This is a genomic window from Rhodococcus sp. NFXS4 (assembly GCF_058139645.1).
In genome coordinates this window covers 1,728,474-1,749,943 of record NZ_CP192221.1, presented here as the reverse complement: position 1 = coordinate 1,749,943, position 21,470 = coordinate 1,728,474, and the positions used below count along the sequence as shown (strand labels likewise).

20 protein-coding genes and 1 riboswitch are annotated in these 21,470 nt (G+C 68.2%); of the genes, 8 read left to right on the top strand and 12 right to left on the bottom strand.

From position 1 onward, the window contains the following. Positions 1-4: 4 nt before the first annotated feature. On the bottom strand, positions 5-442 hold the full coding sequence (locus J4E04_RS08195; protein ID WP_027505826.1) for an SRPBCC family protein: 438 nt from the start codon (positions 440-442) through the stop codon (positions 5-7). A gap of 124 nt (positions 443-566) precedes the next feature. Further along, positions 567-944 (bottom strand): polyketide cyclase / dehydrase and lipid transport, encoded by a 378-nt coding sequence (locus J4E04_RS08190; RefSeq protein ID WP_490150331.1) that lies wholly within the window; start codon positions 942-944, stop codon positions 567-569. Between the two features lie 135 nt (positions 945-1,079). Here J4E04_RS08190 and J4E04_RS08185 point away from each other — a divergent pair, with 135 nt between their 5' ends. Beyond that, positions 1,080-2,888, top strand: a complete 1,809-nt coding sequence (locus J4E04_RS08185; RefSeq protein WP_285185486.1) for an AMP-dependent synthetase/ligase — start codon at positions 1,080-1,082, stop codon at positions 2,886-2,888. On the opposite strand, the gene J4E04_RS08180 is transcribed toward J4E04_RS08185, so the two are convergent. From J4E04_RS08180 to J4E04_RS08160, 5 genes are all read right to left on the bottom strand, one after another. Next, positions 2,876-4,000 (bottom strand): glycosyltransferase family 4 protein, encoded by a 1,125-nt coding sequence (locus J4E04_RS08180; RefSeq protein ID WP_490150330.1) that lies wholly within the window; start codon positions 3,998-4,000, stop codon positions 2,876-2,878. The two genes, J4E04_RS08185 and J4E04_RS08180, sit on opposite strands and share 13 nt — an antisense overlap. 26 nt (positions 4,001-4,026) lie before the next feature. Continuing rightward, the gene (locus J4E04_RS08175) at positions 4,027-5,343 is read right to left on the bottom strand and encodes a peptidase MA family metallohydrolase (RefSeq protein WP_490150329.1); all 1,317 of its coding nucleotides are present in this window, start codon (positions 5,341-5,343) and stop codon (positions 4,027-4,029) included. Beyond that, a complete protein-coding gene (locus tag J4E04_RS08170; protein WP_081821287.1) occupies positions 5,313-6,314 on the bottom strand; it encodes a C40 family peptidase in 1,002 nt (333 codons plus the stop codon). Before J4E04_RS08170 ends, J4E04_RS08175 begins: the two co-directional genes overlap by 31 nt. A 290-nt stretch (positions 6,315-6,604) precedes the next feature. Continuing rightward, entirely contained in the window at positions 6,605-7,174 is a 570-nt protein-coding gene (locus J4E04_RS08165; RefSeq protein ID WP_027505820.1) for a C40 family peptidase, read from the bottom strand. A 16-nt stretch (positions 7,175-7,190) separates the two neighbouring features. Then, positions 7,191-7,356, bottom strand: a riboswitch (cyclic di-AMP (ydaO/yuaA leader). 113 nt (positions 7,357-7,469) lie between these two features. Then, on the bottom strand, positions 7,470-7,760 hold the full coding sequence (locus J4E04_RS08160; protein WP_328809610.1) for a hypothetical protein: 291 nt from the start codon (positions 7,758-7,760) through the stop codon (positions 7,470-7,472). 175 nt (positions 7,761-7,935) lie between these two features. Between J4E04_RS08160 and J4E04_RS08155 the strand changes: the two genes are divergently transcribed. Together J4E04_RS08155 and J4E04_RS08150 are read left to right on the top strand one after the other, a co-directional pair. Next, a complete protein-coding gene (locus J4E04_RS08155; RefSeq protein WP_231476318.1) occupies positions 7,936-9,678 on the top strand; it encodes a DEDD exonuclease domain-containing protein in 1,743 nt (580 codons plus the stop codon). 64 nt (positions 9,679-9,742) lie between these two features. Then, on the top strand, positions 9,743-10,018 hold the full coding sequence (locus J4E04_RS08150; protein ID WP_027505818.1) for an Lrp/AsnC family transcriptional regulator: 276 nt from the start codon (positions 9,743-9,745) through the stop codon (positions 10,016-10,018). A 1-nt stretch (position 10,019) separates the two neighbouring features. Here the strand turns inward: J4E04_RS08150 and trpD are convergent, their stop codons facing one another. Both trpD and J4E04_RS08140 read right to left on the bottom strand, forming a co-directional pair. Further along, on the bottom strand, positions 10,020-11,063 hold the full coding sequence (gene trpD / locus J4E04_RS08145) for an anthranilate phosphoribosyltransferase (protein ID WP_490150328.1): 1,044 nt from the start codon (positions 11,061-11,063) through the stop codon (positions 10,020-10,022). Positions 11,064-11,074: 11 nt separating this feature from the next. Beyond that, a complete protein-coding gene (locus J4E04_RS08140; RefSeq protein ID WP_222630532.1) occupies positions 11,075-11,566 on the bottom strand; it encodes a hypothetical protein in 492 nt (163 codons plus the stop codon). A 287-nt stretch (positions 11,567-11,853) separates the two neighbouring features. Here J4E04_RS08140 and ctaE point away from each other — a divergent pair, with 287 nt between their 5' ends. From ctaE to qcrB, 4 genes are all read left to right on the top strand, one after another. After that, complete coding sequence (gene ctaE / locus J4E04_RS08135) at positions 11,854-12,468, top strand: aa3-type cytochrome oxidase subunit III (RefSeq protein WP_027505815.1); 615 nt, start codon at positions 11,854-11,856, stop codon at positions 12,466-12,468. Between the two features lie 78 nt (positions 12,469-12,546). Continuing rightward, on the top strand, positions 12,547-13,428 hold the full coding sequence (gene qcrC, locus J4E04_RS08130) for a cytochrome bc1 complex diheme cytochrome c subunit (protein ID WP_056446281.1): 882 nt from the start codon (positions 12,547-12,549) through the stop codon (positions 13,426-13,428). Further along, positions 13,425-14,660, top strand: a complete 1,236-nt coding sequence (qcrA, locus tag J4E04_RS08125; protein ID WP_081821261.1) for a cytochrome bc1 complex Rieske iron-sulfur subunit — start codon at positions 13,425-13,427, stop codon at positions 14,658-14,660. Before qcrC ends, qcrA begins: the two co-directional genes overlap by 4 nt. Further along, on the top strand, positions 14,657-16,393 hold the full coding sequence (gene qcrB, locus J4E04_RS08120) for a cytochrome bc1 complex cytochrome b subunit (RefSeq protein ID WP_037185718.1): 1,737 nt from the start codon (positions 14,657-14,659) through the stop codon (positions 16,391-16,393). Before qcrA ends, qcrB begins: the two co-directional genes overlap by 4 nt. A 255-nt stretch (positions 16,394-16,648) precedes the next feature. Here qcrB and J4E04_RS08115 read toward each other — a convergent pair whose 3' ends face one another. The 3 genes from J4E04_RS08115 to ctaC all read right to left on the bottom strand — a co-directional run bounded on the left by J4E04_RS08115 (position 16,649) and on the right by ctaC (position 19,241). Then, complete coding sequence (locus J4E04_RS08115) at positions 16,649-17,536, bottom strand: alpha/beta fold hydrolase (protein WP_490150327.1); 888 nt, start codon at positions 17,534-17,536, stop codon at positions 16,649-16,651. 235 nt (positions 17,537-17,771) lie between these two features. Next, complete coding sequence (locus tag J4E04_RS08110; protein ID WP_027505813.1) at positions 17,772-18,188, bottom strand: cytochrome c oxidase subunit 4; 417 nt, start codon at positions 18,186-18,188, stop codon at positions 17,772-17,774. Positions 18,189-18,194: 6 nt separating this feature from the next. Then, positions 18,195-19,241, bottom strand: a complete 1,047-nt coding sequence (ctaC, locus tag J4E04_RS08105; RefSeq protein WP_371831725.1) for an aa3-type cytochrome oxidase subunit II — start codon at positions 19,239-19,241, stop codon at positions 18,195-18,197. A gap of 295 nt (positions 19,242-19,536) precedes the next feature. On the opposite strand from ctaC, the gene asnB reads away from it, so the two are divergent. Further along, a complete protein-coding gene (asnB, locus tag J4E04_RS08100) occupies positions 19,537-21,462 on the top strand; it encodes an asparagine synthase (glutamine-hydrolyzing) (RefSeq protein ID WP_490150326.1) in 1,926 nt (641 codons plus the stop codon). The last annotated feature ends 8 nt before the right edge of the window (positions 21,463-21,470 follow it).

The following is a 21,470-nucleotide window of genomic DNA, read 5'->3' as shown; positions in this document are numbered from 1 at the left end:
TCGCTCAGCCTTCGACTCGCTTCTTCAATTCCTTCAACGCGGTGTCGGTGATGACCTTCTCCGCCTTGCGCTTGAACAAGCCGATCATGGGAATGGCGAGATCGACCGTCAGTTCGTAGGTCACCTCGGTGCTTCCGGCACCTTTCTCGGTGAGCACATAGGACCCCACCTGGGACTTCTGCATCTCCCCCGCGACGAGCGTCCACGACACCGCGGTGCCGTCCGGCCGCCAGTCGTACTCGAGCTCGTAGGTGTCCTTGACCATGCCCGCGTCGAGCACGAACCGGACCCGGCGAGCCCGGCCCGACTCCCCCTCCTCGAGGATCTCGACCGACTTGGCCGCGGTGACCCATTCCGGGTACCTGGGGAAATCGGCGATGACCGCCATCACCTCGTCCGGCGCCGCTCCGACGACGATCGATTTCGTGGTCTTGTCTGCCATGGAACTCGTTCCCTCCGCGCCGCGTGCCGTCACCTGATCGGCGTCCGTGTACCCACATGATCGACCGTCCGGTGGCACCGCCCGAACGGCGGGGTCGGTTCCTGTCGCCGCGAGTACCCGCGAGTCAGGACCGAAGCCCCGGGACCGGCGGTTCTCCCGCCGCCCGCCCGGCCTCGAGGAGCGCCTTGATCTCGAACGACATCTGCTTGCCCAGTACTCGTCGGCGATGGGTGGACGGTTCCTGCACTCCGTCGGTCGGCTCCGCGTGCAGGAAGTAGTGGAGTACGACGCCGTCGAGCATCGGCTCGAGCCACACCTCCATGGTTCCCCGGAGCTGTCCCGCGACGACCCATCGGACACCCTTATCGGCCCGGTCCTCCTGGACCGTGACGGTGAGACCCGGGAACCAGGCCCGCCATCGACGGGTGTCCGACACGAGCGCCGCGACGTCCTCGGCCCGCGCTGCGACGAACGTCTGGTCGGCGACCTGCACACTGCTCATGCGGACCAGAATCCCACGTGCCCTCGTCGACGGCGTCGACGACCTCGGTCGACGAGCACGTGCCGGTGACATCCGGGGAATGGACAGGATTACTGTGAAGCCTCGTCCGAAACCGCTACGACATCGGAGGAATCCGTGCGCGAGTTCACCGTCCCGGCACCATTCACCATCGAGGACGACGCGTCGGTGGTCGACGCCGTGTTCGCGCACGAGAAGACCCGGCCCGACGTCGTGGTGTACCGCCGCGCCACCCGCGACGGGTGGTCGGACGTCCGCGCAGCGGACTTCGCGGCCCAGGTTCGCGCAGTGGCCAAGGGGCTCATCGCATCCGGCGTGAAGCAGGGCGACCGGGTCGCCCTCATGTCGTCGACCCGCTACGAGTGGCCCCTGCTCGACTACGCGATCTGGTCCGCCGGCGCCGTCACGGTTCCGGTGTACGAGACGTCCTCGTCGGACCAGGTGCGGTGGATCCTCGAGAACTCGGGCGCCGCCGCGATGATCGCCGAGACGGTGGCCCACACGAACATCCTCACCGACATCCTTCCCGTGCTGCCGGGTGTCGCGACGGTCCTGCAGATCGACGCCTCCGCCGAGCGGCCCGGCGCCATCGACGTCCTCACCGACGCCGGTGCCCAGATCACCGACGCGACGGTGGCCGACCGCGTCGCGGCGCTGCGCTCCTCGGACCCGGCGACGCTCGTCTTCACCTCCGGCACCACGGGACGGCCGAAGGGCTGCGTGCTCACGCACTCCAACCTGATCGCCGAGTCCCGCGGTATCGCCGCCAGTTCCATCGGCCGCATGCTCACCGAGGGACGCACCACCCTGATGTTCCTGCCGATGGCCCACGTGCTGGCACGTGCGGTGTCCATCGCCGCCTTCGACCAGGGCGCGACACTCGGGCACACCCACGACATCCCGCACCTCGTCGACAACTTCGGCTCGTTCCGACCGCACTTCATCCTCAGCGTCCCGCGCGTGTTCGAGAAGGTGTACAACACCGCGCGTCAGAAGGCTCACGGCGACGGCAAGGGCAAGATCTTCGACGCGGCCGCCGACACCGCCGTCGCCTACAGCGCGGCGCGGGACACCGGTGGCCCGTCGATCGTGCTGCGCGCCAAGCACGCTGTGTTCGACCGTCTGGTCTACGGCAAGCTTCGCGCAGCGCTCGGTGGGCAGTGCGAACTCGCCATCTCGGGCGGCGCCCCGCTGGGTGAGCGCCTCGCGCACTTCTACCGCGGCATCGGTGTGACCATCTACGAGGGTTACGGCCTGACCGAGACCACCGCCGCGGCAGCGGTGAACACGCCGGACGAACAGCGCATCGGCACCGTCGGAAAGCCGTTGCCGGGCAACGCCGTCCGCATCGCCGACGACGGCGAGATCCTGCTCAAGGGCGGCGTGGTCTTCGAGGGCTACTGGAAGAACGACGACGCCACCGCCGAGGCGCTGACCGACGGGTGGTTCCACACCGGCGATCTCGGCGCCGTGGACGAGGACGGCTTCATCGCCATCACCGGGCGCAAGAAGGAGATCATCGTGACGGCGGGTGGCAAGAACGTCTCACCCGCCGGCCTCGAGGACTCGCTGCGGGCCAGTGCGCTCATCGGTCAGGCCATGGTCGTCGGTGACCAGAAGCCGTTCATCGGCGCGCTCATCACCATCGACCCCGACGCGTTCCCCGGCTGGAAGCAGCGCAACGGCAAGGACGAGGGCGCCACCGTCGCCGACCTGACGAAGGATCCCGACCTCGTCGCGGAGATCGATGCTGCCGTGGCCGAAGCCAACAAGACGGTCTCGCACGCGGAGTCCATCAAGAAGTACCGGATCCTGCCGGCGGACTTCACCGAGGAGGGCGGCGAGCTGACCCCGACGATGAAGCTCAAGCGCGCCGTGGTCCAGAAGTCCTACGCGAGCGACATCGAGGCCATCTACAGCAAGTGAGCCAGTCGGGCGGCGAGGTCGTCCCACCGCCACTCGGTGGAGACGAACTCGCGTCCCGCGGCCCCCATCGCCGCGGCGCGGTCACGATCGGACAGCACGTCCACGACGGCGCGCCGGACGTCGTCGACCGAGGTGCCGTCGACGGTTGTGCCGGTGACGCCCTCGACGACGGTCTCCGGCGCTCCACCCGACCGGCCCGCGACCACCGGCACGCCGGACGCGGACGCCTCGAGGAACACGATGCCCAGGCCCTCGACGTCCAGACCGGCACCGCGGGTGCGACACGGCATGGCGAACACGTCGGCGAGGGTGTGGTGTGCCGCCAGTTCCTCGGCCGGCACCGACCCCGTGAACACGACGTGATCCGCCACCCCGCACGACTGCGCCAGAGCCCGCAGGGTGTCGCCGTACGGACCGCCGCCGACGACGACCAACACGGCCCCGTCGATCTCCGCGCGAATCCCCGGTAGCGCCCGGATCAGCATGTCCTGTCCCTTGCGCGGCACCAACCGCGACAGGCACAGGACGGTCGGCCGATCACCCAGGCCGTAGCGCGCGCGCAGTGTCTCCCGTGCCGACGTGTCGGGCGCGAACACGGTCGAGTCGACCCCCGGCGGCACGTGTTCGAGGGCCGCGTCCGCCCCGAAGGCCGCGGCGAATCGGCCGCGCGTGTAACGGCTGACGAAGGTGACGACGTCCGTCGTCGAGCCGATACGACCGAGCACCTGCCGCGCCGCCGGCAGCATCGACCAGCCCACCTCGTGACCGTGGGTGGAGGCCACGACGCGCTCGGCTCCGGCACGGCGCAGGTGCTGTCCGAGCACGGCGAGCGGAGCAGCGGCCCCGAACCACACCGTGTCGCACTGTCGGTCGGCCACCAGCCTGGCCGCCCGACGGGCAACGTCCGGTGTCGGAAGCATCAACGTCGTCGGGTGCCGCACCACCTCGAAGGGCTGCTCCGCGTCGAACCGCACGTGGGAGTCGCCACGCCACCGCGGTGCGTAGACCACCAGTTCGTCCGCGGGCAACAGCTGGGCGAAGGTGTGCAGATACGACTGGATGCCGCCGCGCCGCGGAGGAAAGTCATTGGTCACCAGCAGCGTTCGACGCATGGGACCACCGTAGACGGAGACCGCCGTCAGCTCTGCCCGGCGGCCTGTTCCGCCACCCACTGCCCCCACTGCGCGAGGAAGTCGACGGTGCCGAAGCCCAGCGTGGCCGAGAAGACCGAGTCGGTCACGGTGGGATCGGTCGGTCCGGCCGCGAAACGGTCGTACAGCTGCCGGAGCACCGGCTCCCCGAACCGGTCGGCGACGAACGAGGCCACCGACCAGGCGGACTCGTACGCGATCGATCCGCGACTGCCACCTGCGGCGAAGTCCGAGTCCACCGGGAGGACCCTGGGCGGTCCCGCCGCGCGGACCACGGCCGCGAGGGTGGGCGCGATCTCGTCGAAGGACAGTCCCGAGCCTCGATAACCCGAGTAGTCGGCGAAACCCTCGAGCATCCACAGGGGCGCGTCCTCCCCGGTGACCGCGCGCGTGGCCACGTGGGTGAGCTCGTGGCGCAGCACGGTGCGGCGGGTCGAGTCGGTGAGCCGGTCCGGCGCAGTCGGGCCGAAGACGATGCGCTGGCCGGTGACCAGGCCCCCGCGGACCGGATCCGCGATCGTCGAGGCCGCGACATCGGTGGACGTGAATCCGTCTGCCGCACTGATGAACTCGGCATCGGAACCGGTGACCGTCAGGATCGCGCGGCGAGACCATCCGAGCCCGGCGAACTCGGTCACGGCCGCCACCGCGGAGGGCAGCTCCGCGGCGAGGTCGTCGATGAAGGCGCGCTGCGCCTCGTGACCCACGACGAGCGACGTGGTCGACCCGGTGGCGACTCGCTCCGTGACCACCGGCCCGAAGTCCCACGGGCCACGCCACGTGGTGCGCCCGTACTGCGGCAGGTCGGCATCGGAGACCAGACGCCACGTGTCGCCCCGACGAGCGACGACGAGTGCGATGTCGCGACTCGTGGAACCGATGTCGGCGTCGGCCCAGGCGTAGCGCAGTGCGACGTTCGGCGCCCACACCTCGGTGGCCGCGAGTGCATCCGCTCGATCGATCGGCACCGGAGTCTCCGGACCCGGAGTGATCTCGTAGCCGAAGTCGGACAGCGGCAGACCGCGCAGCGCCTGCGCGCGGGCGATCTCGCGATCAGCGAATCCCGGGTCCGCGTCGGAGTCGATCAACTCGCGCAGCGCGGCCTCGTCGTCGGAGCGCAGTGCGGCCGTCCAGGAATCGAGCAGTGCCGTGACACCGACGGTGCGGGCGTCCGGGCCCGCAGTCGTCGTGGGCGTCTGCTCGTCGGGTGCCGACGGCGAACACGCCACCAGAAGGGAGAGAACCAGGCCCAGCGCCGCCAGGGCGCGGACCGTCAGTAGCGGCGAGCGCCGTAGAAGGGCCACGATGCCATCGACTCGACACGAACGGGAACACCGAAGGTCGATGCATGGACCACGTTGCCGTTACCGGCGTAGAGACCCACGTGCGATGCGTCGGGATAGAACAGGACCACGTCGCCGGGCTGGAGGTTCGCCTTGTCGACGGGGGTGCCGCCGGCGGCCTGCGCCTGACTCGACCGCGGGAGAGTCTTACCGATCTGCTTGTAGGCCCACACCACGAGGCCCGAGCAGTCGTACCCGTCCGGGCCGGTCGCACCCCACACGTACGGCTTACCGATCTGCGTGAACGCGGCCGACAGTGCTCCGGCCTGCGATCCCGGCGGGAGGGCGCCGAGGATGGCGGAGGGATCGAAGCCCGGCGGGAACGCGGCGCCGGCCAGCCCCTGCTTCTCCGTGTCGGACAGCGAACCGAACGCGGCGACGACATCGGCGATCTCGCTCTGAAGACGGCTCTGCTTGCCCTGCAGGTCGTCGCTGACAGCCTTCGCCTGTTCCGTGGCCACCCGGGCCGCGTCGGCGGACTGCTGTGACGCCGCCTCGGCTGCCGCTGCGGCGTCGCTGGCCTCCCGGAAGGTGCCGACGGTGGCGGCCGCGTCGGTGGAGATGATGTCGAGAGCGGACATCTGGTCGAGCAACTGCTGCGGGGAATCACTGACCATGACCGCGAAGAGCCGGTTCGTCCGAGCGCCCTGGTAGTTGGCACGGGCGATCTTGTCGACTGCGGGCCGCACCGTGTCGATCTGCGCCGTGGCCGCGTCGAGAGCGGCACGGTCCGCGTCGTGTCGAGCGTCCGCCTCCTGCTGGGCGGCGAGCTTCGCGTCGAGCTCGATCTGGGCGTTGTGCATCGCCTCGGTGGTCTGCTCGGACTCGCGCGAGAGATCGGTGAGCTTCGTGACCGCCTCGGAGGCGGACGCGCCGGGAACCGGGTCGGCGCCGGCGGGACCGGCGGGGAGCACGGCGATCGCCGCTGTCATCGCACTCGCGATCACCAGTCCACGCAGTCTCGTACGAGAAGTGGGACGAACGCGGGGGTGGACCGATGACGGCACGATGAACGGTTCTCCGATCTGGACGAGTCCGGGTCGCTCGGCGGCGCGGATGATGGCCGAGGACGTCACGGAAAGATTACGACGCGAACGATGATTCTGTCCACGAAGCCCGAGAACCCGTCGAAAACGGCGGATTCACCGACTGACGCCGCACGGAACCGACCGGGCGATCGGTTTCGTGCGGCGTCAGGGTGTCGAGCGAAGGTGTCGCTGCGTCAGGCGTAGCGACGTGCGCCGTCGAAGGGCATCGACGACAGCGGAGCGATCTTGACGGGCTGGCTCTCGGTGGACGCGTGGACGACGTTGCCGTTGCCCACGTACATGCCGGAGTGCGAGCCGCCGTAGAAGGACACGACGTCGCCGGGCTTCAGATCCGCCTGCGAGACGGGCACGCCGGCCGCGGCCTGGTCGTAGCTCGTGCGGGGAAGCTCGATACCGGCCTGCTGGTACGCCCACTTCATGAGACCGGAGCAGTCGAACGCACTGGGGCCTGCGGCTCCGTAGACGTACGGTGCGCCGACCTTGCTCTCGGCTGCCTGCACGGCGACCTGCGCGGCGCTGGACTGCGGTGCGGCCGGGCCGGGAAGCGCGGGGACCTGCGGCATGGGGGGAAGCTGGCTCAGGATCTGGTCCGGGACCTCGAAGGTGCCGATACCGGGGATCTCCACCGGTGCCGCGAAGGCGGGGGCGGCGGGGATGGCGACAGCGCCTGCGGTGAGCGCGCCGGCGACGAGAACGTTGCGGACCGGCCGCGAGGCAGTGCTGGGTTTGCGGTGTTTCGCCACGAAAAGATGTGCTCCGTTTCTTCCTGATATCCGCCGACCGAGTTAGCTGACGGGTTCGGGCTGGGAAGATCAGCCCTACCCGACGAGCCGCTGGTGCGACTGCGACGGGATTCACCCCGGTGTAACGGTGGGTTCCCGGTACGACCACCCGGAAGAGGCGGCCGATTAGGCGGTGACCTTGCGGCGCAGTCCCTGGTGGCTCTGCTCGACTCCGCAATGTCTCGGAAAGATTACGAAACGGCATCCCCGATGTCGAGCCCAGCCGACTCGTGTCGCGAAACGATCACGGTCCGACTCACCCCGCGGCGTGCTCCGGCCCCGCAGCGGGTCGGTCGTGGCCGGTCTCCTGCGGTGAGGGAATTTCTCTGCCTACCAACCGCAACCGGGGCACCAACCCGCTTTCCGCCAGAACGGCCATCGCCTCCTGTTCGTCCTGCTCGAGACGCATTCTGCGCGTGGCGAAGGGGGCGTCACGCGGGCCGCCGGCCGACGCCGCGGGCATGCCCGGCACCCCCAGCAACACCGAGACGACACAGTCCGAACACGCGTCTCCGCGCACGGTGCACTCGCCGCAATCGACAATCATGTGATCTCCGTCTCATTGTGGTTCACGGTCTCTCGCCGTGATGTTCAGCCCGGATCACACCCGATCCGACGCTCGATCACGCCTCGGAAACGGACGCTAACGACGTGCACCGACACGGCGTGCTCGTCGTGGACGGACCGTGTTCCTGTCGGTGGCACCACCTACGGTGACGCACGTGACTGATGGGGCGACTGTGGTGTCGGGGCATGCACGCGGTGTGCAGCTCGCATTCGACGAACTGGACCAGTCGTTGCGGGACACGACCTTCGTGGTGGTGGACCTCGAGACCACCGGAGGCCGACCGGGCGAGGACGCGATCACCGAGATCGGTGCCGTCAAGGTTCGCGGCGGCCGGGTGATCGGTGAGATGGCGACGCTCGTGGACCCGGGCCGGTCCATTCCGCCCGCCATCGTCGCGTTGACGGGCATCACCGGTGCGATGCTTCTCGACGCCCCTCGTATCGAGCGGGTCCTGCCCACCTTCGTCGAGTTCGCCCGCGGCAGCGTGCTGGTGGCGCACAACGCGCGCTTCGACACCGCGTTCCTCCGCGCGGCGGCGACGCGAATGGATCTGGCGTGGCCGTCGTTCCGGGTGCTGTGCACCGTCACGCTCGCCCGGCGGGTGCTCACGCGCGACGAGGCACCGTCGGTCAAGCTGTCCTCGCTGGCCACCCTCTTCCAGGTGTCCACCAGGCCCACCCACCGGGCACTCGACGACGCCCGGGCCACCGTCGACGTCCTGCACGGGCTGATCGAACGGGTGGGCAACCAGGGCGTCCACAGCTACGCCGAACTCGTCGACTACCTGCCGACGGTGTCCTCGGCGCACCGCGCCAAACGCACGCTCGCGGCGGGCCTTCCGCACGCCCCCGGTGTCTATCTCTTCCGCGGACCGTCCGACGAGGTGCTCTACGTCGGCACCTCACGGAACCTCCACCGCCGTGTACGGAACTACTTCACGGGATCCGAGACCCGCGGACGCATGAAGGAGATGGTCGCCCTCGCGACCCGGGTCGACCACGTCGAGTGCAGCCATGCCATCGAGGCCGGCGTGCGCGAACTGAGGCTCATCAGTGCGCACACGCCCCCGTACAACCGTCGATCGAAGTACCCCCGCAAGGGCTGGTGGCTGACCCTGACGAGCGAGGCGTTCCCGCGCATCTCCATCGTCCGGACACCGGCGCCCGGCGCGCTCGGACCGTTCTCCGTTCGCGGGGCGGCAGCCGAGGCCGCCGCTCTCGTCGCCGAGCACACCCGGTTGCGCTCCTGCACCCACCGCATCGCCGCCTCGGCGGTGCACGACTGTTCCACCGAGGCCGTCGGTGGATGCACGGCGGCGACGGCGAGCCCGCTCACTCCCGAGGAGTACGCCGACGCGCCCGTCGCCTTCCGCGCTCTCACCGAGGGTGCCGACGCAGCGGTGCTCGATGCCGTCGCCGCCCGGATCGACGCACTGTCCGAGGATTTGCTCTTCGAGTCCGCGGCCCGCCTGCGCGACCGCGCGGCCACCCTGTTGACGGCCCTGCGGTCGGTGCAGCGGCTGCAGGCACTCGCGGCCATCGAGCAGTTGATCGCCGCGCGCCGCGCCGACGACGGCGGGTGGGAATTCGTCGTCGTCCGGCACGGACGTCTCGCCAGTGCCGGTCGTTCCCGCCGCGGCGTCGCGCCCATGCCCGTGGTGGAAGCACTCGTCGCCGGTGCGGAGACCGTCGTGCCGGACGCCACTCCCCTACGCGGTGCCACGCCGGAGGAGGTGGCGCTGATCGCGCGGTGGCTCGAGTCGGGTGGCGTCCGCATCGTCGACACCACGGACGGATGGTGCGAACCGGCGCACGGAGCGGGGCGATGGGCACAGTGGTGCGCCGCCGTGCGCGACGTCGGACGCCGCGAGAAGGAACGCACGATGGCCTGGGGATGACCGCACGGCCGAGAACTAGGCTGACCCGCAGTTCGCCCTCTCACGACAGTTCGGAAGGTTCACCATGATCACCGCCATCGTTCTGATCCACGCCGAGGTGCACTCCATTCCGGAGACCGCGCGTGCCGTCGCCGACGTACCGGGTGTGTCCGAGGTGTACTCGTGCGCCGGCGACGTAGACCTGATCGCCGTGGTCAAGGTGCGTACGCACGAGGAGATCGCCGAGGTGATCACCGAGCGCGTCAACCGCGTCACCGGCGTGGTGCGGACAGACACGCACATCGCGTTCAAGTCCTACTCGAGCGCCGACGTCGACGCGGGCTTCTCCATCGGCGAGTGACTCAGGCCGACGTGAACGCCGCCCATCGCGTCAGCAGCGTCTGAGCGGCTCCCTCGTCCACCGCGGCGGCTGCCGTCGTCAACGCACCGGCCATCGCGTCCTCGAGCGAACCGTCGACGCCGCGGAACGCCGCGATGGCACCTGCTGCATTGACCAGCACCGCGTCCCGCACGGGGCCTCGTTCGCCGCCGAACACCCGACGCGCCACGTCCGCGTTGTGTGCGGCGTCCCCGCCTCGGAGGGCGTCGAGCGGCACTCGCTCGATACCGAGATCGCGTGGATCGAGCACCGCGTGGTCGACGACACCGTTCCGGACGACGCGCACCGAGGTGGTCGTCGACGTGGTGATCTCGTCCAGCCCGTCGTCGCCGCGCACCACGAGGACGGAGTTGCCGCGCGCCGCGAACACGCCCGCGACGACGTCGATCAGATCGTCGAACGCGCATCCCACCAGACCGGCGCGCGGACTCGCAGGGTTCGTCAGCGGCCCGAGGACGTTGAACGCCGTGGGGATGCCGATCTCCTTGCGAGGCGCCGCGGCGAAGCGCAGCGCCGGGTGGAACACGGGCGCGAAGCAGAACCCGATGCCCAGCTCGGCGACACTCGCCGCGACCCGCTCCGGCCCCTGGTCGATACGCACGCCCAGCGCTTCCAACACGTCGGCTCCACCGCTCTTGGACGAGGCGGCCCGGTTGCCGTGCTTGACCACCCGGATTCCCGCGGCCGCCACCACCACCGACGCCATCGTCGAGATGTTCACCGTGTGGGACCGATCGCCGCCCGTACCGACGATGTCGACGACGTCGTCGTCCACGGGCACGCGCTTGGCGTGGCCGAGCATCGAGTCGGCCAGTCCGCGCAGTTCGTCCGACGTGGGGCCCTTCATCTTGAGGGCGACACCGAAGGCAGCGATCTGGGCCGCGGTGGCGTTGTCCGACATGATCTCGTCCATCGCCCACGCCGTGTCGGCACCCGTCAGGTCCTGGCGTGATGCCAGGGCCCCGAGGACCTGTGCCCATGTACGCGTGCCATCCCCAGCGCTCATGAGCGGGAAGCCTAGTGCTCCGGCGATGCGTCCTCGGCAGCCGGTTGGAGGGCGTCCCAGCCCAGTACCACCCCGTCGCGCCGTTGGGCCAACCCCGCCATCCGTGACCGTTCCTGCGAGCAGTGCAGCGCGTCGAGCACCTGCACCCGCTGCAGCACCAGGACGGTCGCGTCGGAGACACCGCCGGGCAGATGCCCGGGAGTCTGCGCCATGGGACCTGCGGTCGCCTCGCTGTAACCGTCCTGCGCCGCCACCGACACCGCGTCGGCGATCTGATCGGCGGGGAGGAGCAGGTGGTGGCGCAACACCACGTCGTCGTCCGCGGACCAGAGGGGATCCGTGTGCGCCGCGCGCTCGAGGGTCGTCGAGCACGCCTCCACGTCGTCGAAGCACGACGCGACCACGACGAGGTCCGCGCGAGTGGGGTCGAGGGGCTCCGGAGCCGCCCGTCCGAACAGCCGCTGCCACCACCGTGTCCGCCCACGACCAGAGCCCGAAGTCATGTCACGACAGTGCCAGATGCCGCCGGAACCGGTCCCGGAGTCGCTCGGGAGGCATCGAGTCTGAAGCTCGGGTCGAGACTCCGGCGTGCGGGATACATCACGGGCGCGGGGGTCGACGGAACCCGGTCCGACGTGCACAGACGAGTACTATTGAACAGAAAGTCCAGGAAGACGGGCCGACCGGACCACGAGGAGGCATTCTGTGTCACGCGCGCGCGAACGATGCTCGACTCGCCAATACCGCCCCGGCTATGCCATCCGTACTACGACGAGTCATACTTCTCGATGTGACGAGCGCAGTAGGTACTTCGGGATCCGCCATCACCCAGCGTGTCCACTCGCTGAACCGACCGAACATGGTCAGCGTGGGCACCATCGTGTGGCTGTCCAGCGAGTTGATGTTCTTTGCCGGCCTCTTCGCGATGTACTTCGTCGCGCGGGCTCAGGCCGCTCCCGGCCAGTGGCCGCCGGAGCCGACCGAGCTCAACCTGACGCTGGCCGTCCCCGTGACCGCGGTGCTCATCGCATCGTCCTTCACCTGCCAGCTGGGCGTGTTCGCCGCCGAGCGTGGCGACGTGTTCGGACTGCGCCGCTGGTACACGATCACTCTGGCCATGGGCGCGTTCTTCGTCGCCGGCCAGGGCTACGAGTACTACCACCTCGTTCACGAGGGCACCTCGATCTCGAGCAGCGTCTACGGCTCCGTCTTCTACATCACCACCGGCTTCCACGGCCTGCACGTGATCGGCGGTCTGATCGCCTTCGTCTTCCTGATCGCCCGCACCCTGGTCAGCAAGTTCACGCCGGCCCAGGCCACCGCCGCCATCGTCGTGTCGTACTACTGGCACTTCGTCGACATCGTCTGGATCGCGCTGTTCGCGACGATCTACTTCATCCGCTGACCGAGCAGGCGTCGAATACCCGATGACAGCCTCATCGGTCGCATCCGACAAGCCGTCCCGACACGACAAGGGATACAGATGAGTTCCTCTCCCCCCGCCACTCCCGACGACGACGGCACCGTCGTGTCCGCCGGTACGCCGGACGCCTCGGCGACCAAGGCGCGTCGCAAGCGTCGTACCCGTCGCCGGGTCAGTGGCGCCATGGCGCTGTTCATGGGTCTCGTCGGCGCGGGCTTCCTCGCCGCAGCCCTCACCCCCGACGCTCAGGTCGCCACCGCGCAGGAAGACAGCGCGGCCATGGTGCGCGAAGGCCAGCAGATCTACGACACGTCCTGCGTGACGTGCCACGGCGCCAACCTCCAGGGTGTCCAGGACCGCGGACCGTCCCTCATCGGCGTCGGCGAAGCAGCCGTCTACTTCCAGGTCTCCTCCGGTCGCATGCCGATGGCGCGCAACGAGGCCCAGGCCGAGCGGAAGCCCCCGAAGTACAACCAGTCGCAGGTCGACGCCCTCGGCGCCTACATCCAGGCCAACGGCGGCGGACCCACGGTGGTGCGCACCGACAACGGTGAGATCGCGCAGGACTCCCTCCGTGGCGGCGACATCGCCCGCGGCAGCGAGCTCTTCCGCCTCAACTGCGCGTCCTGCCACAACTTCACCGGTCGCGGCGGCGCGCTGTCCTCGGGCAAGTACGCACCCACACTCGACCCGGCGAACGAGCAGCAGATCTACCAGGCGATGGTCACCGGCCCGCAGAACATGCCCAAGTTCTCGGACCGCCAGCTCACGCCCGAAGAGAAGAAAGACATCATCGCGTACGTCAAGTCCTCCTCCGAGACGCAGCCTCCCGGTGGATACGGACTCGGCGGCTTCGGCCCCGGTACGGAAGCCATCGCCATCTGGGTGGTCGGCATCGGAGCGGTCGTCGCAGCAGCACTGTGGATCGGAGTGAGGTCATGAGCGACGACAACCGCAAGGACGACGGCGTGCCCGGCGATCCGAACAAGTTCCCCGAGGGCTTCGACCCGGACCGCAAGTACACGGACGAGGAACTGGCCGCCATGAGCCGCGACGAGCTCGTCGCACTCGGCACCAACCTCGATCACGTGGACGTGGCGTTCCGTCGCGCACGCTGGCCCGTCCCCGGAACCAAGGCCGAGAAGCGCGCCGAGCGCAGCGTCAGCCTCTGGTTCTTCCTGGCGGGTGTGTCGGCAGTGGCCTTCATCGCCATCTACCTGTTCTGGCCGTGGCAGTACGCCGGCATGGGCGAGGACAGTTACGGGCTGTACAGCCTGTACACACCGCTCATCGGTCTCACCATGGGTCTCGCGATCATCGGTGTCGGCGTCGGTGCCGTGCAGTTCACCAAGAAGTTCATCCCCGAAGAGGTGTCCATCCAGGACCGCCACGACGGTGGATCGAGCGAGGTGGACAAGAAGACGGTCGTCGCCGAGCTCAGCGACTCCTTCGACACCTCCACGCTGGGTCGACGCAAGATGATCAAGCGCAGCCTCGTCTTCGGCGGCGGCGCGCTCGGCGTCATGTCGATCCTCCCGCTCGGCGGTCTGATCAAGAACCCGTGGGCCGAGGGCGACGAGTCCTCGCTCTGGGTCTCGGGTTGGACGCCGAACTACGAGGGCGAGACCGTCTACCTGCGTCGCTACACCGGACGCGTCGACGACATCGTTCTCGTCCGCCCGGAGGATCTTGACGCCGGCGCCATGGAGACCGTCTTCCCGTTCCGTGAGTCGGAGCGTGGAAACGAGGAGGAGCTCTCGCACGCACTGAAGGGCATCCGCAACGCGGTCATGCTCATCCGTCTGCGTACCGAGGACGCCGACCGCACCATCAAGCGGAAGGGCCAGGAGAGCTTCAACTACGGCGACTACTTCGCCTACTCGAAGATCTGCACCCACCTCGGGTGCCCCACATCGTTGTACGAGCAGCAGACCAACCGGATCCTGTGCCCGTGCCACCAGTCGCAATTCGACGCGTTGGAGTACGCCAAGCCGATCTTCGGACCGGCCGCCCGCGCTCTTCCGCAGCTGCCCATCACGGTCAACGACGAGGGCTACCTCGTCGCCGCGGGCGATTTCATCGAGCCGCTCGGACCCGCCTACTGGGAACGTCCGGCCGGAGTACACGAGCAGGAGAGCGCTTCTGCTGCGTCGTCATCGGAAGGTTCACGATGAGTCCATCCATCGCCACGCTCGCTGCGAAGCAAGCCGAGGACGTCGACTCCCGCTATCACCTCTCAGCGGGTATGCGTCGTCAGATCAACAAGGTCTTCCCCACCCACTGGTCGTTCCTGCTGGGCGAGATCGCGCTGTACAGCTTCGTCATCCTGCTGCTGTCCGGTACGTACTTGACCCTCTTCTACGACCCCTCCATGACGGAGACCACCTACCAGGGCGCCTACGCTCCCCTGCGCGGTGTCGAGATGACCAAGGCGTACGCCACCACGCTGGACCTGTCCTTCGAGGTGCGCGGCGGTCTGTTCATCCGTCAGATCCACCACTGGGCAGCTCTGCTGTTCGCCTGCTCGATCATCGTGCACATGATGCGCATCTTCTTCACCGGTGCGTTCCGTCGCCCGCGTGAGGCGAACTGGGTCATCGGCTCGCTGCTGCTCATCCTGGCGATGTTCGAGGGCTTCTTCGGCTACTCGCTCCCCGACGACCTGCTGTCCGGTACCGGCCTGCGCGCCGCCTTCTCGGGCATCACGATCTCCATCCCGGTCATCGGAACGTGGATGCACTGGCTGATCTTCAACGGTGACTTCCCCGGCACGCTGATCATCCCGCGCCTGTACGTCGCGCACGTGCTGCTCCTGCCCGCCATCATCCTGGCGCTCATCGCAGCTCACCTCGCGCTCGTCTGGTACCAGAAGCACACGCAGTTCCCCGGCCCCGGCCGCACCGAGACCAACGTGGTGGGTGTCCGCATCCTCCCGGTCTTCGCGGTCAAGTCCGGCGCCTTCTTCGCCATGACCTTCGGTGTCCTCGCGGTCATGGGTGGCGTACTGCAGATCAACCCGGTGTGGGCCCTGGGCCCGTACAACCCGTCGCAGGTCTCGGCCGGCTCGCAGCCCGACTTCTACATGATGTGGACGGACGGCCTGGCTCGACTGTGGCCCGCGTGGGAGCTCTACATCGGCAACTACATGATCCCGGCCGTCTTCTGGGTCGCCGTCATCATGGGTGCGGTGTTCGCGATCATGATCGCGTACCCCTGGATCGAGAAGCGCTTCACCAAGGACGACGCTCACCACAACCTGCTGCAGCGTCCCCGCGACGTTCCGGTGCGTACCGCGGTCGGCGCCATGGCGATCGCCTTCTACGTGGTCCTGACGCTCAGCTGCGTCAACGACATCATCGCGTACAAGTTCTCGATCTCCCTGAACGCGATGACCTGGATCGGCCGCATCGGCCTCGTGGTCCTGCCTCCGATCGTCTACCTGCTGACCTACCGCTTCTGCATCGGTCTCCAGCGCAGCGATCGCCAGGTGCTCGAGCACGGCATCGAGACGGGCGTCATCAAGCGCCTGCCCCACGGCGCTTACGTCGAGATCCACCAGCCCCTCGGCCCGGTCGACGATCACGGCCACCCGATCCCGCTCGAGTACCAGGGTGCTGCGATCCCGAAGAAGATGAACAAGCTCGGTTCCGCCGGCAAGCCCGGCTCGGGCAGCATCTTCACTCCGGACTCGGACGAGGAGCACCGGCTGCACGAGCGTCTGTCGCACGAGGGTGAGCACGATCAGCTCACCATGCTCCGCACCTACCAGGCGAAGATCCTGTCGCAGGGCAACGGGCACTCGAACGGCAACGGGCACTCGAACGGCAACGGCTCGTCCAACGGCCACTCGAACGGCAACGGCTCGTCCAACGGCAACGGTCACGGACCGGAGTCCAACGGGCACTGAGCGACCCGCTGAACGGTAGAAGAGGCGCCACCCACTCGGGTGGCGCCTCTTCTCGTCTGTCCCCTCCCCCACCGCTCGTCCCCGCACCCGTCGTCGCTCGGCGAGGCGGGGTGTCAGCGCAGTCCGAGATCCGCGCCGGCGGATCGGGATGCCACCCACCCCTCTTGTGTGCAGTGATCCGCGCCCACCGCGGATCACTGCACACGAATACCCCGCCCCAGCAGATCCGGTGCACTGGACCGTGTGGAGCGCGGGCTACTGCACTGAATCCCACCGCCCCGCCGAGGCGAGGAACGGCAGCAGCGCGTCGACGAGGTGGTGCGGGGCCTGCTCGGCCATGTGGTGTCCCGAATCGATGCCGTGCCCGACGACGCCCGGCGCCCACGCACGCCAGATGGTCAACGGATCGCCGTACAACTCCTCGAGATCGTCCTGTGTGGACCACAGCACCTGCACCGGCACGGCCAACGTCCTCCCCTGCGCTCGGTCGGCGCGTTCGTGGTCGGCGTCGACGGTGAGTCCTGCTCGGTAGTCCTCGAGCATCGCGCGTACGACATCGGGATCGTGGATCGCCGTCAGCCACTCACGGTGGTTCTCCACTCCCATGAGGGCCGGATCGCCGCGGTACCACGAAGAGGGATCGGCAGTGATGGCGCGCTCGGGGAGGTCGGGCTGGGCGTAGAAGAACCAGTGCCACCATCGGGTCGCGAATCGACTGTCCGCCCGGTCGAGGTGCTCGCTGACGGGGATGCAGTCGAGCAGGGACAGCGCGGCCACGAGGCTTGGGTGGTCGAGGGACAGGCGCAGGGCCACGTAACTTCCACGGTCGTGACCGACCACGGCGAAGCGTCGGTGCCCGAGTGCGGCCATCACCTGCACCATGTCCGAGGCCATCGCCCGCTTCGAGTGTGCGGAGTGGTCGGGTGTCGGCGCCGGGCCCTGCGAGCGTCCGTACCCGCGCAAGTCCGGGCAGACGACCGTATGTCCTGCGTCGACCAGCAGTGGGGCGACACGGTGCCACGTCGCCGACGTACGCGGGTGCCCGTGCAGCAACAGCACGGGGAGATCGCCCGCGCCGCAGTGCCGGGTGAGGATCGACGCGGCCTCGAACTCGATCATCGATTCGTCGAAGTTCTCGAACACGTCGTCGTCATCGCGCGAGCGGCCGGCAGGGCACCAGTTCCCGCACCCTTCGTCGCGTCACGCATGCGCGTTGCTCGGCAAGGCGACGTGCGATGTGCGATGTGCGACGTGCGACGACGCAGCGTGGGTGCGGGAACACCGGAGGCGCGAGAAGCTCACCAGGAGGGCGTTATCCCACCCCACCGACGCCGAACGCCCCCGACCACAGGCCGGGGGCGTTCAAGGTGGAGCTGTGTCAGTGCTTCTCGGGTCCCACGTGGTACTCGAAGACCAGTCCGGCTGCGGCGGCGATGATGGCGAGGGCGCCGACCGCGAGCATCCAGGGCTCGTAGAACGCGAACGCCAGGGCCATGAAGGCGGCGCATCCGGCGAGGATGATGGGCCAGAAGCTACCGGGGCTGAAGAAGCCCAGGTCGCCTGAACCGTCGGCGATCTCCGCGTCGTCGTAGTCCTCGGGACGGGTGTCCAGTCGACGAGCGACGAACCGGAAGTACGTTCCGACGATCAGCGTCAGGCCCGCCGAGAGGGCGATGGCGGTGAGGCCGGCCCACTCGATGCCGGTCCGCGAGAAGCCGGTGAACACGCCGTAGAGGATTCCGACGAGGATGAAGAACCCGGTCAGGATCTCGAAGAGTTTCGCTTCGATCTTCATGGGATGTCAGTTTCCTTCTGCCACGGTCGCAGCCTTGACGGTGCGGTCGGTGTTGAACGGCGAGGTGGAGGTCGCGCGAGGCTCTTCGCCGATGGACTCCAGCGCCTGAGCGTTGGTCTGGCCGTCGCGACGCGCCGCCATGTAGTTCTCGAAGGCCTCGGGGCTGACCGCGCGAACCTCGAAGTTCATCATCGCGTGGTACGTGCCGCACATCTCGGCGCAGCGCCCGACGAAGGCACCCTCACGCTCGATCTCGCTGATCTGGAACACGTTGTCGGAGTTGTTCTCGTCCGGGTTCGGCATGACGTCGCGCTTGAACAGGAACTCGGGAACCCAGAACGAGTGGATGACGTCGGAGGACGCGATCTCGAACTCGATGCGCTTGCCGGTGGGGAGCACGAGGATCGGGACCTCGGAGCTGGAGCCGACGGTCTCGACCTCGTTGTAGTGCAGGTACGACTGGTCGGACTTCTCGCGGCCGAACAGCGGGCCCGGCTCCTCACCCTCGGGGGTGCCGGCCTCCTCTGCTGCCTGCTCGCGCTCCTGGTCGGTGCCGTCGTACAGCGGCTGCCCGTCCTTGAGGTCGACGGTGCGGTAGCCGAACTTCCAGTTCCACTGGAACGCGGTGACGTCGACGACCACGTCGGGGTTGTCCTGCTTCTCCTGGACGTAGTTCTGCACGACGACCGTGAAGTAGAAGAGGACGGCGATGATGACGAACGGCACGGCCGTGTAGAACAGCTCGAGCGGGACGTTGTACGCGGTCTGGCGCGGGAACTCCGGCGAGTCCTTCTTCTTGCGGTGGAACGCCACCGTCCAGAAGGTCAGGCCCCACACGATGACGCCCATGATGAGCGCCGCGATGACGGACCACGTCCACAGCTCGCGCATCCGCTCGGCCTGCGGCGTGACGCCCGACGGCCATCCGAATCGAAGTACGGAATTGTCGATGCCGCAGCCCGACAGCACCACGGCGGCCACTGCAAGAGAGGCCACCAATCCGACTCGTCGTGTCGTCCGACGACCGGATCCACCACCACGCTGCGCCACGATCACGCCTTCCTGATTGCCAGATGGAGAGTACGAGAACCGTCCGGACGAGCCACCGAAGTCGCTCACACGCACGAGGTACTCGTGTACTACGCAGCGTAGACCAAAGCGGGCTCGGTTCTCGTGTCGGGTCGGGTGCGAGTTGGGCGGCGACACCGGGCCCGGCCGGTCACTTCGGCGTTCCCGCCGCACTGCGGCATACTCGGACCGATGCGCGTCGGGCCGTCGAGGTCCCGGCGACGCCTGTGACCAGGCCCGCTACCGGGCCGACACCCGAACGAAACGAGGCGTACCGACCGTGTGTGGACTGCTGGGACTGCTGACGTCGAACGCATCCGCGGAAGACGTCGTCGATGCCGTCGGCCACGCGTCGCACTGCATGCGACACCGCGGGCCGGACGAGCCGGGGACGTGGCACGACGACGATCTGGCGCTGGGCTTCAACCGGCTCTCGATCATCGACATCGAGCACTCGCACCAGCCGCTCCGCTGGGGTCCCGCGGAGAGTCCGGAGCGCTACGCGCTGGTGTTCAACGGCGAGATCTACAACTATCTCGAACTGCGCGAGACGTTGGCACGCGAGCACGGCGCGACGTTCGCCACCGAGGGTGACGGCGAGGCCATTCTCGCCGCGTTCCACTTCTGGGGCGACGATGCCGTTCGACGCCTGCGGGGCATGTTCGCCTTCGCGCTGTGGGACACCGAGAAGCGGGAACTGTTCCTCGCGCGTGACCCGTTCGGCATCAAGCCGCTGTTCTACTCGACGGGCGCCGCGGGCACCGCGTTCGCGAGCGAGAAGAAGAGCATTCTCGAACTCCTCGAGTCGTTGGGCGTGTCCGACGAGCTCGACCCCCGCGCCCTGGAGCACTACACGGTGCTGCAGTACGTGCCGGAACCCGAGACGCTCCACGCGGGCATCCGTCGCCTGGAGTCCGGCTGCACCGCTCGCCTGACCCCCGGCTCGGAGCCGACCGTCACTCGCTACTTCCGGCCGACGTTCCCGGTGCGTCCCGTCCCGTCGGGCACCGAGGCGGCGCGCTACCGCGAGATCGCCGAGGCGCTCGAGGACTCCGTCGCCAAGCACATGCGTGCCGACGTCACCGTGGGCTCGTTCCTGTCCGGCGGCATCGACTCCACGGCGATCGCCGCGCTCGCCATGCGGCACAACCCGGATCTGGTCACCTTCACCACCGGTTTCGAGCGTGAGGGCTACTCCGAGGTGGACGTCGCGGCCGAGTCGGCCGCTGCGATCGGCGCCAAGCACGTCATCAAGGTCGTCGGGCCCGAGGAGTTCGCCGCGGCGATCCCCGAGATCGTCTGGTATCTCGACGATCCGGTGGCGGACCCGGCGCTGGTGCCGCTCTACTTCGTCGCCAAGGAAGCACGGAAGCACGTCAAGGTGGTGCTGTCGGGCGAGGGTGCGGACGAGTTGTTCGGCGGCTACACCATCTACCGGGAGCCGTTGTCGCTCGCACCGTTCGAGAAGCTGCCACCCTCCCTGCGACGCGCCGCCGGTCGACTGAGTGAGCGCATCCCGGAGGGCACCCGCGGCAAGAGTCTCCTGAACCGCGGGTCGATGAGCCTGGAGGAGCGCTACTACGGCAATGCGCGCAGCTTCAACGATGCGCAGCTGCGGTCGGTGTTGCGGGAGTTCCGGCCCGAGTGGACCCATCAGGACGTGACGGCGCCGATCTACGCGCAGTCCGCCGGCTGGGACCCGGTGGCGCGGATGCAGCATCTGGACCTGTTCACGTGGCTGCGCGGTGACATCCTGGTGAAGGCCGACAAGATCACGATGGCCAACTCGTTGGAGTTGCGCGTGCCGTTCCTCGACAACGAGGTGTTCCGGGTGGCGGAGCAGTTGCCGCTGGAGCAGAAGATCACGAAGTCGACGACGAAGTACGCGCTACGCAAAGCACTCGACGGCATCGTGCCCGATCATGTGCTCAACCGCGCGAAGCTGGGTTTCCCTGTGCCGCTTCGGCATTGGCTGCGGGGCACCGAGCTCTTCGACTGGGCGCACCAGCAGATCGCCGATTCCCAGACCGATCACCTGCTCGACAAGGCCGCGATCACCCGCATGCTGAACGACCACCGCGAGGGACGCAGCGATCACAGCCGCCGGTTGTGGACCGTGCTCATCTTCATGGTGTGGCACGGCATCTTCGTCGAGAAGCGCATCGTGCCGGCCATCGCCGAACCCACGTACCCGGTTCGGCTCTAGCCGGCAGA

What these genes read in the sequence shown, in the direction of transcription:
- qcrC (WP_056446281.1), top strand. Translation starts at nt 12,547, where the DNA reads ATGAGTTCCTCTCCCCCCGCCACTCCCGACGACGACGGCACCGTCGTG.
- J4E04_RS08170 (WP_081821287.1), bottom strand. Translation starts at nt 6,314, where the DNA reads ATGACAGCGGCGATCGCCGTGCTCCCCGCCGGTCCCGCCGGCGCCGAC.
- J4E04_RS08110 (WP_027505813.1), bottom strand. Translation starts at nt 18,188, where the DNA reads ATGAAGATCGAAGCGAAACTCTTCGAGATCCTGACCGGGTTCTTCATC.
- qcrB (WP_037185718.1), top strand. Translation starts at nt 14,657, where the DNA reads ATGAGTCCATCCATCGCCACGCTCGCTGCGAAGCAAGCCGAGGACGTC.
- J4E04_RS08160 (WP_328809610.1), bottom strand. Translation starts at nt 7,760, where the DNA reads ATGATTGTCGATTGCGGCGAGTGCACCGTGCGCGGAGACGCGTGTTCG.
- trpD (WP_490150328.1), bottom strand. Translation starts at nt 11,063, where the DNA reads ATGAGCGCTGGGGATGGCACGCGTACATGGGCACAGGTCCTCGGGGCC.
- qcrA (WP_081821261.1), top strand. Translation starts at nt 13,425, where the DNA reads ATGAGCGACGACAACCGCAAGGACGACGGCGTGCCCGGCGATCCGAAC.
- J4E04_RS08195 (WP_027505826.1), bottom strand. Translation starts at nt 442, where the DNA reads ATGGCAGACAAGACCACGAAATCGATCGTCGTCGGAGCGGCGCCGGAC.
- J4E04_RS08140 (WP_222630532.1), bottom strand. Translation starts at nt 11,566, where the DNA reads ATGACTTCGGGCTCTGGTCGTGGGCGGACACGGTGGTGGCAGCGGCTG.
- J4E04_RS08180 (WP_490150330.1), bottom strand. Translation starts at nt 4,000, where the DNA reads ATGCGTCGAACGCTGCTGGTGACCAATGACTTTCCTCCGCGGCGCGGC.
- J4E04_RS08190 (WP_490150331.1), bottom strand. Translation starts at nt 944, where the DNA reads ATGAGCAGTGTGCAGGTCGCCGACCAGACGTTCGTCGCAGCGCGGGCC.
- J4E04_RS08150 (WP_027505818.1), top strand. Translation starts at nt 9,743, where the DNA reads ATGATCACCGCCATCGTTCTGATCCACGCCGAGGTGCACTCCATTCCG.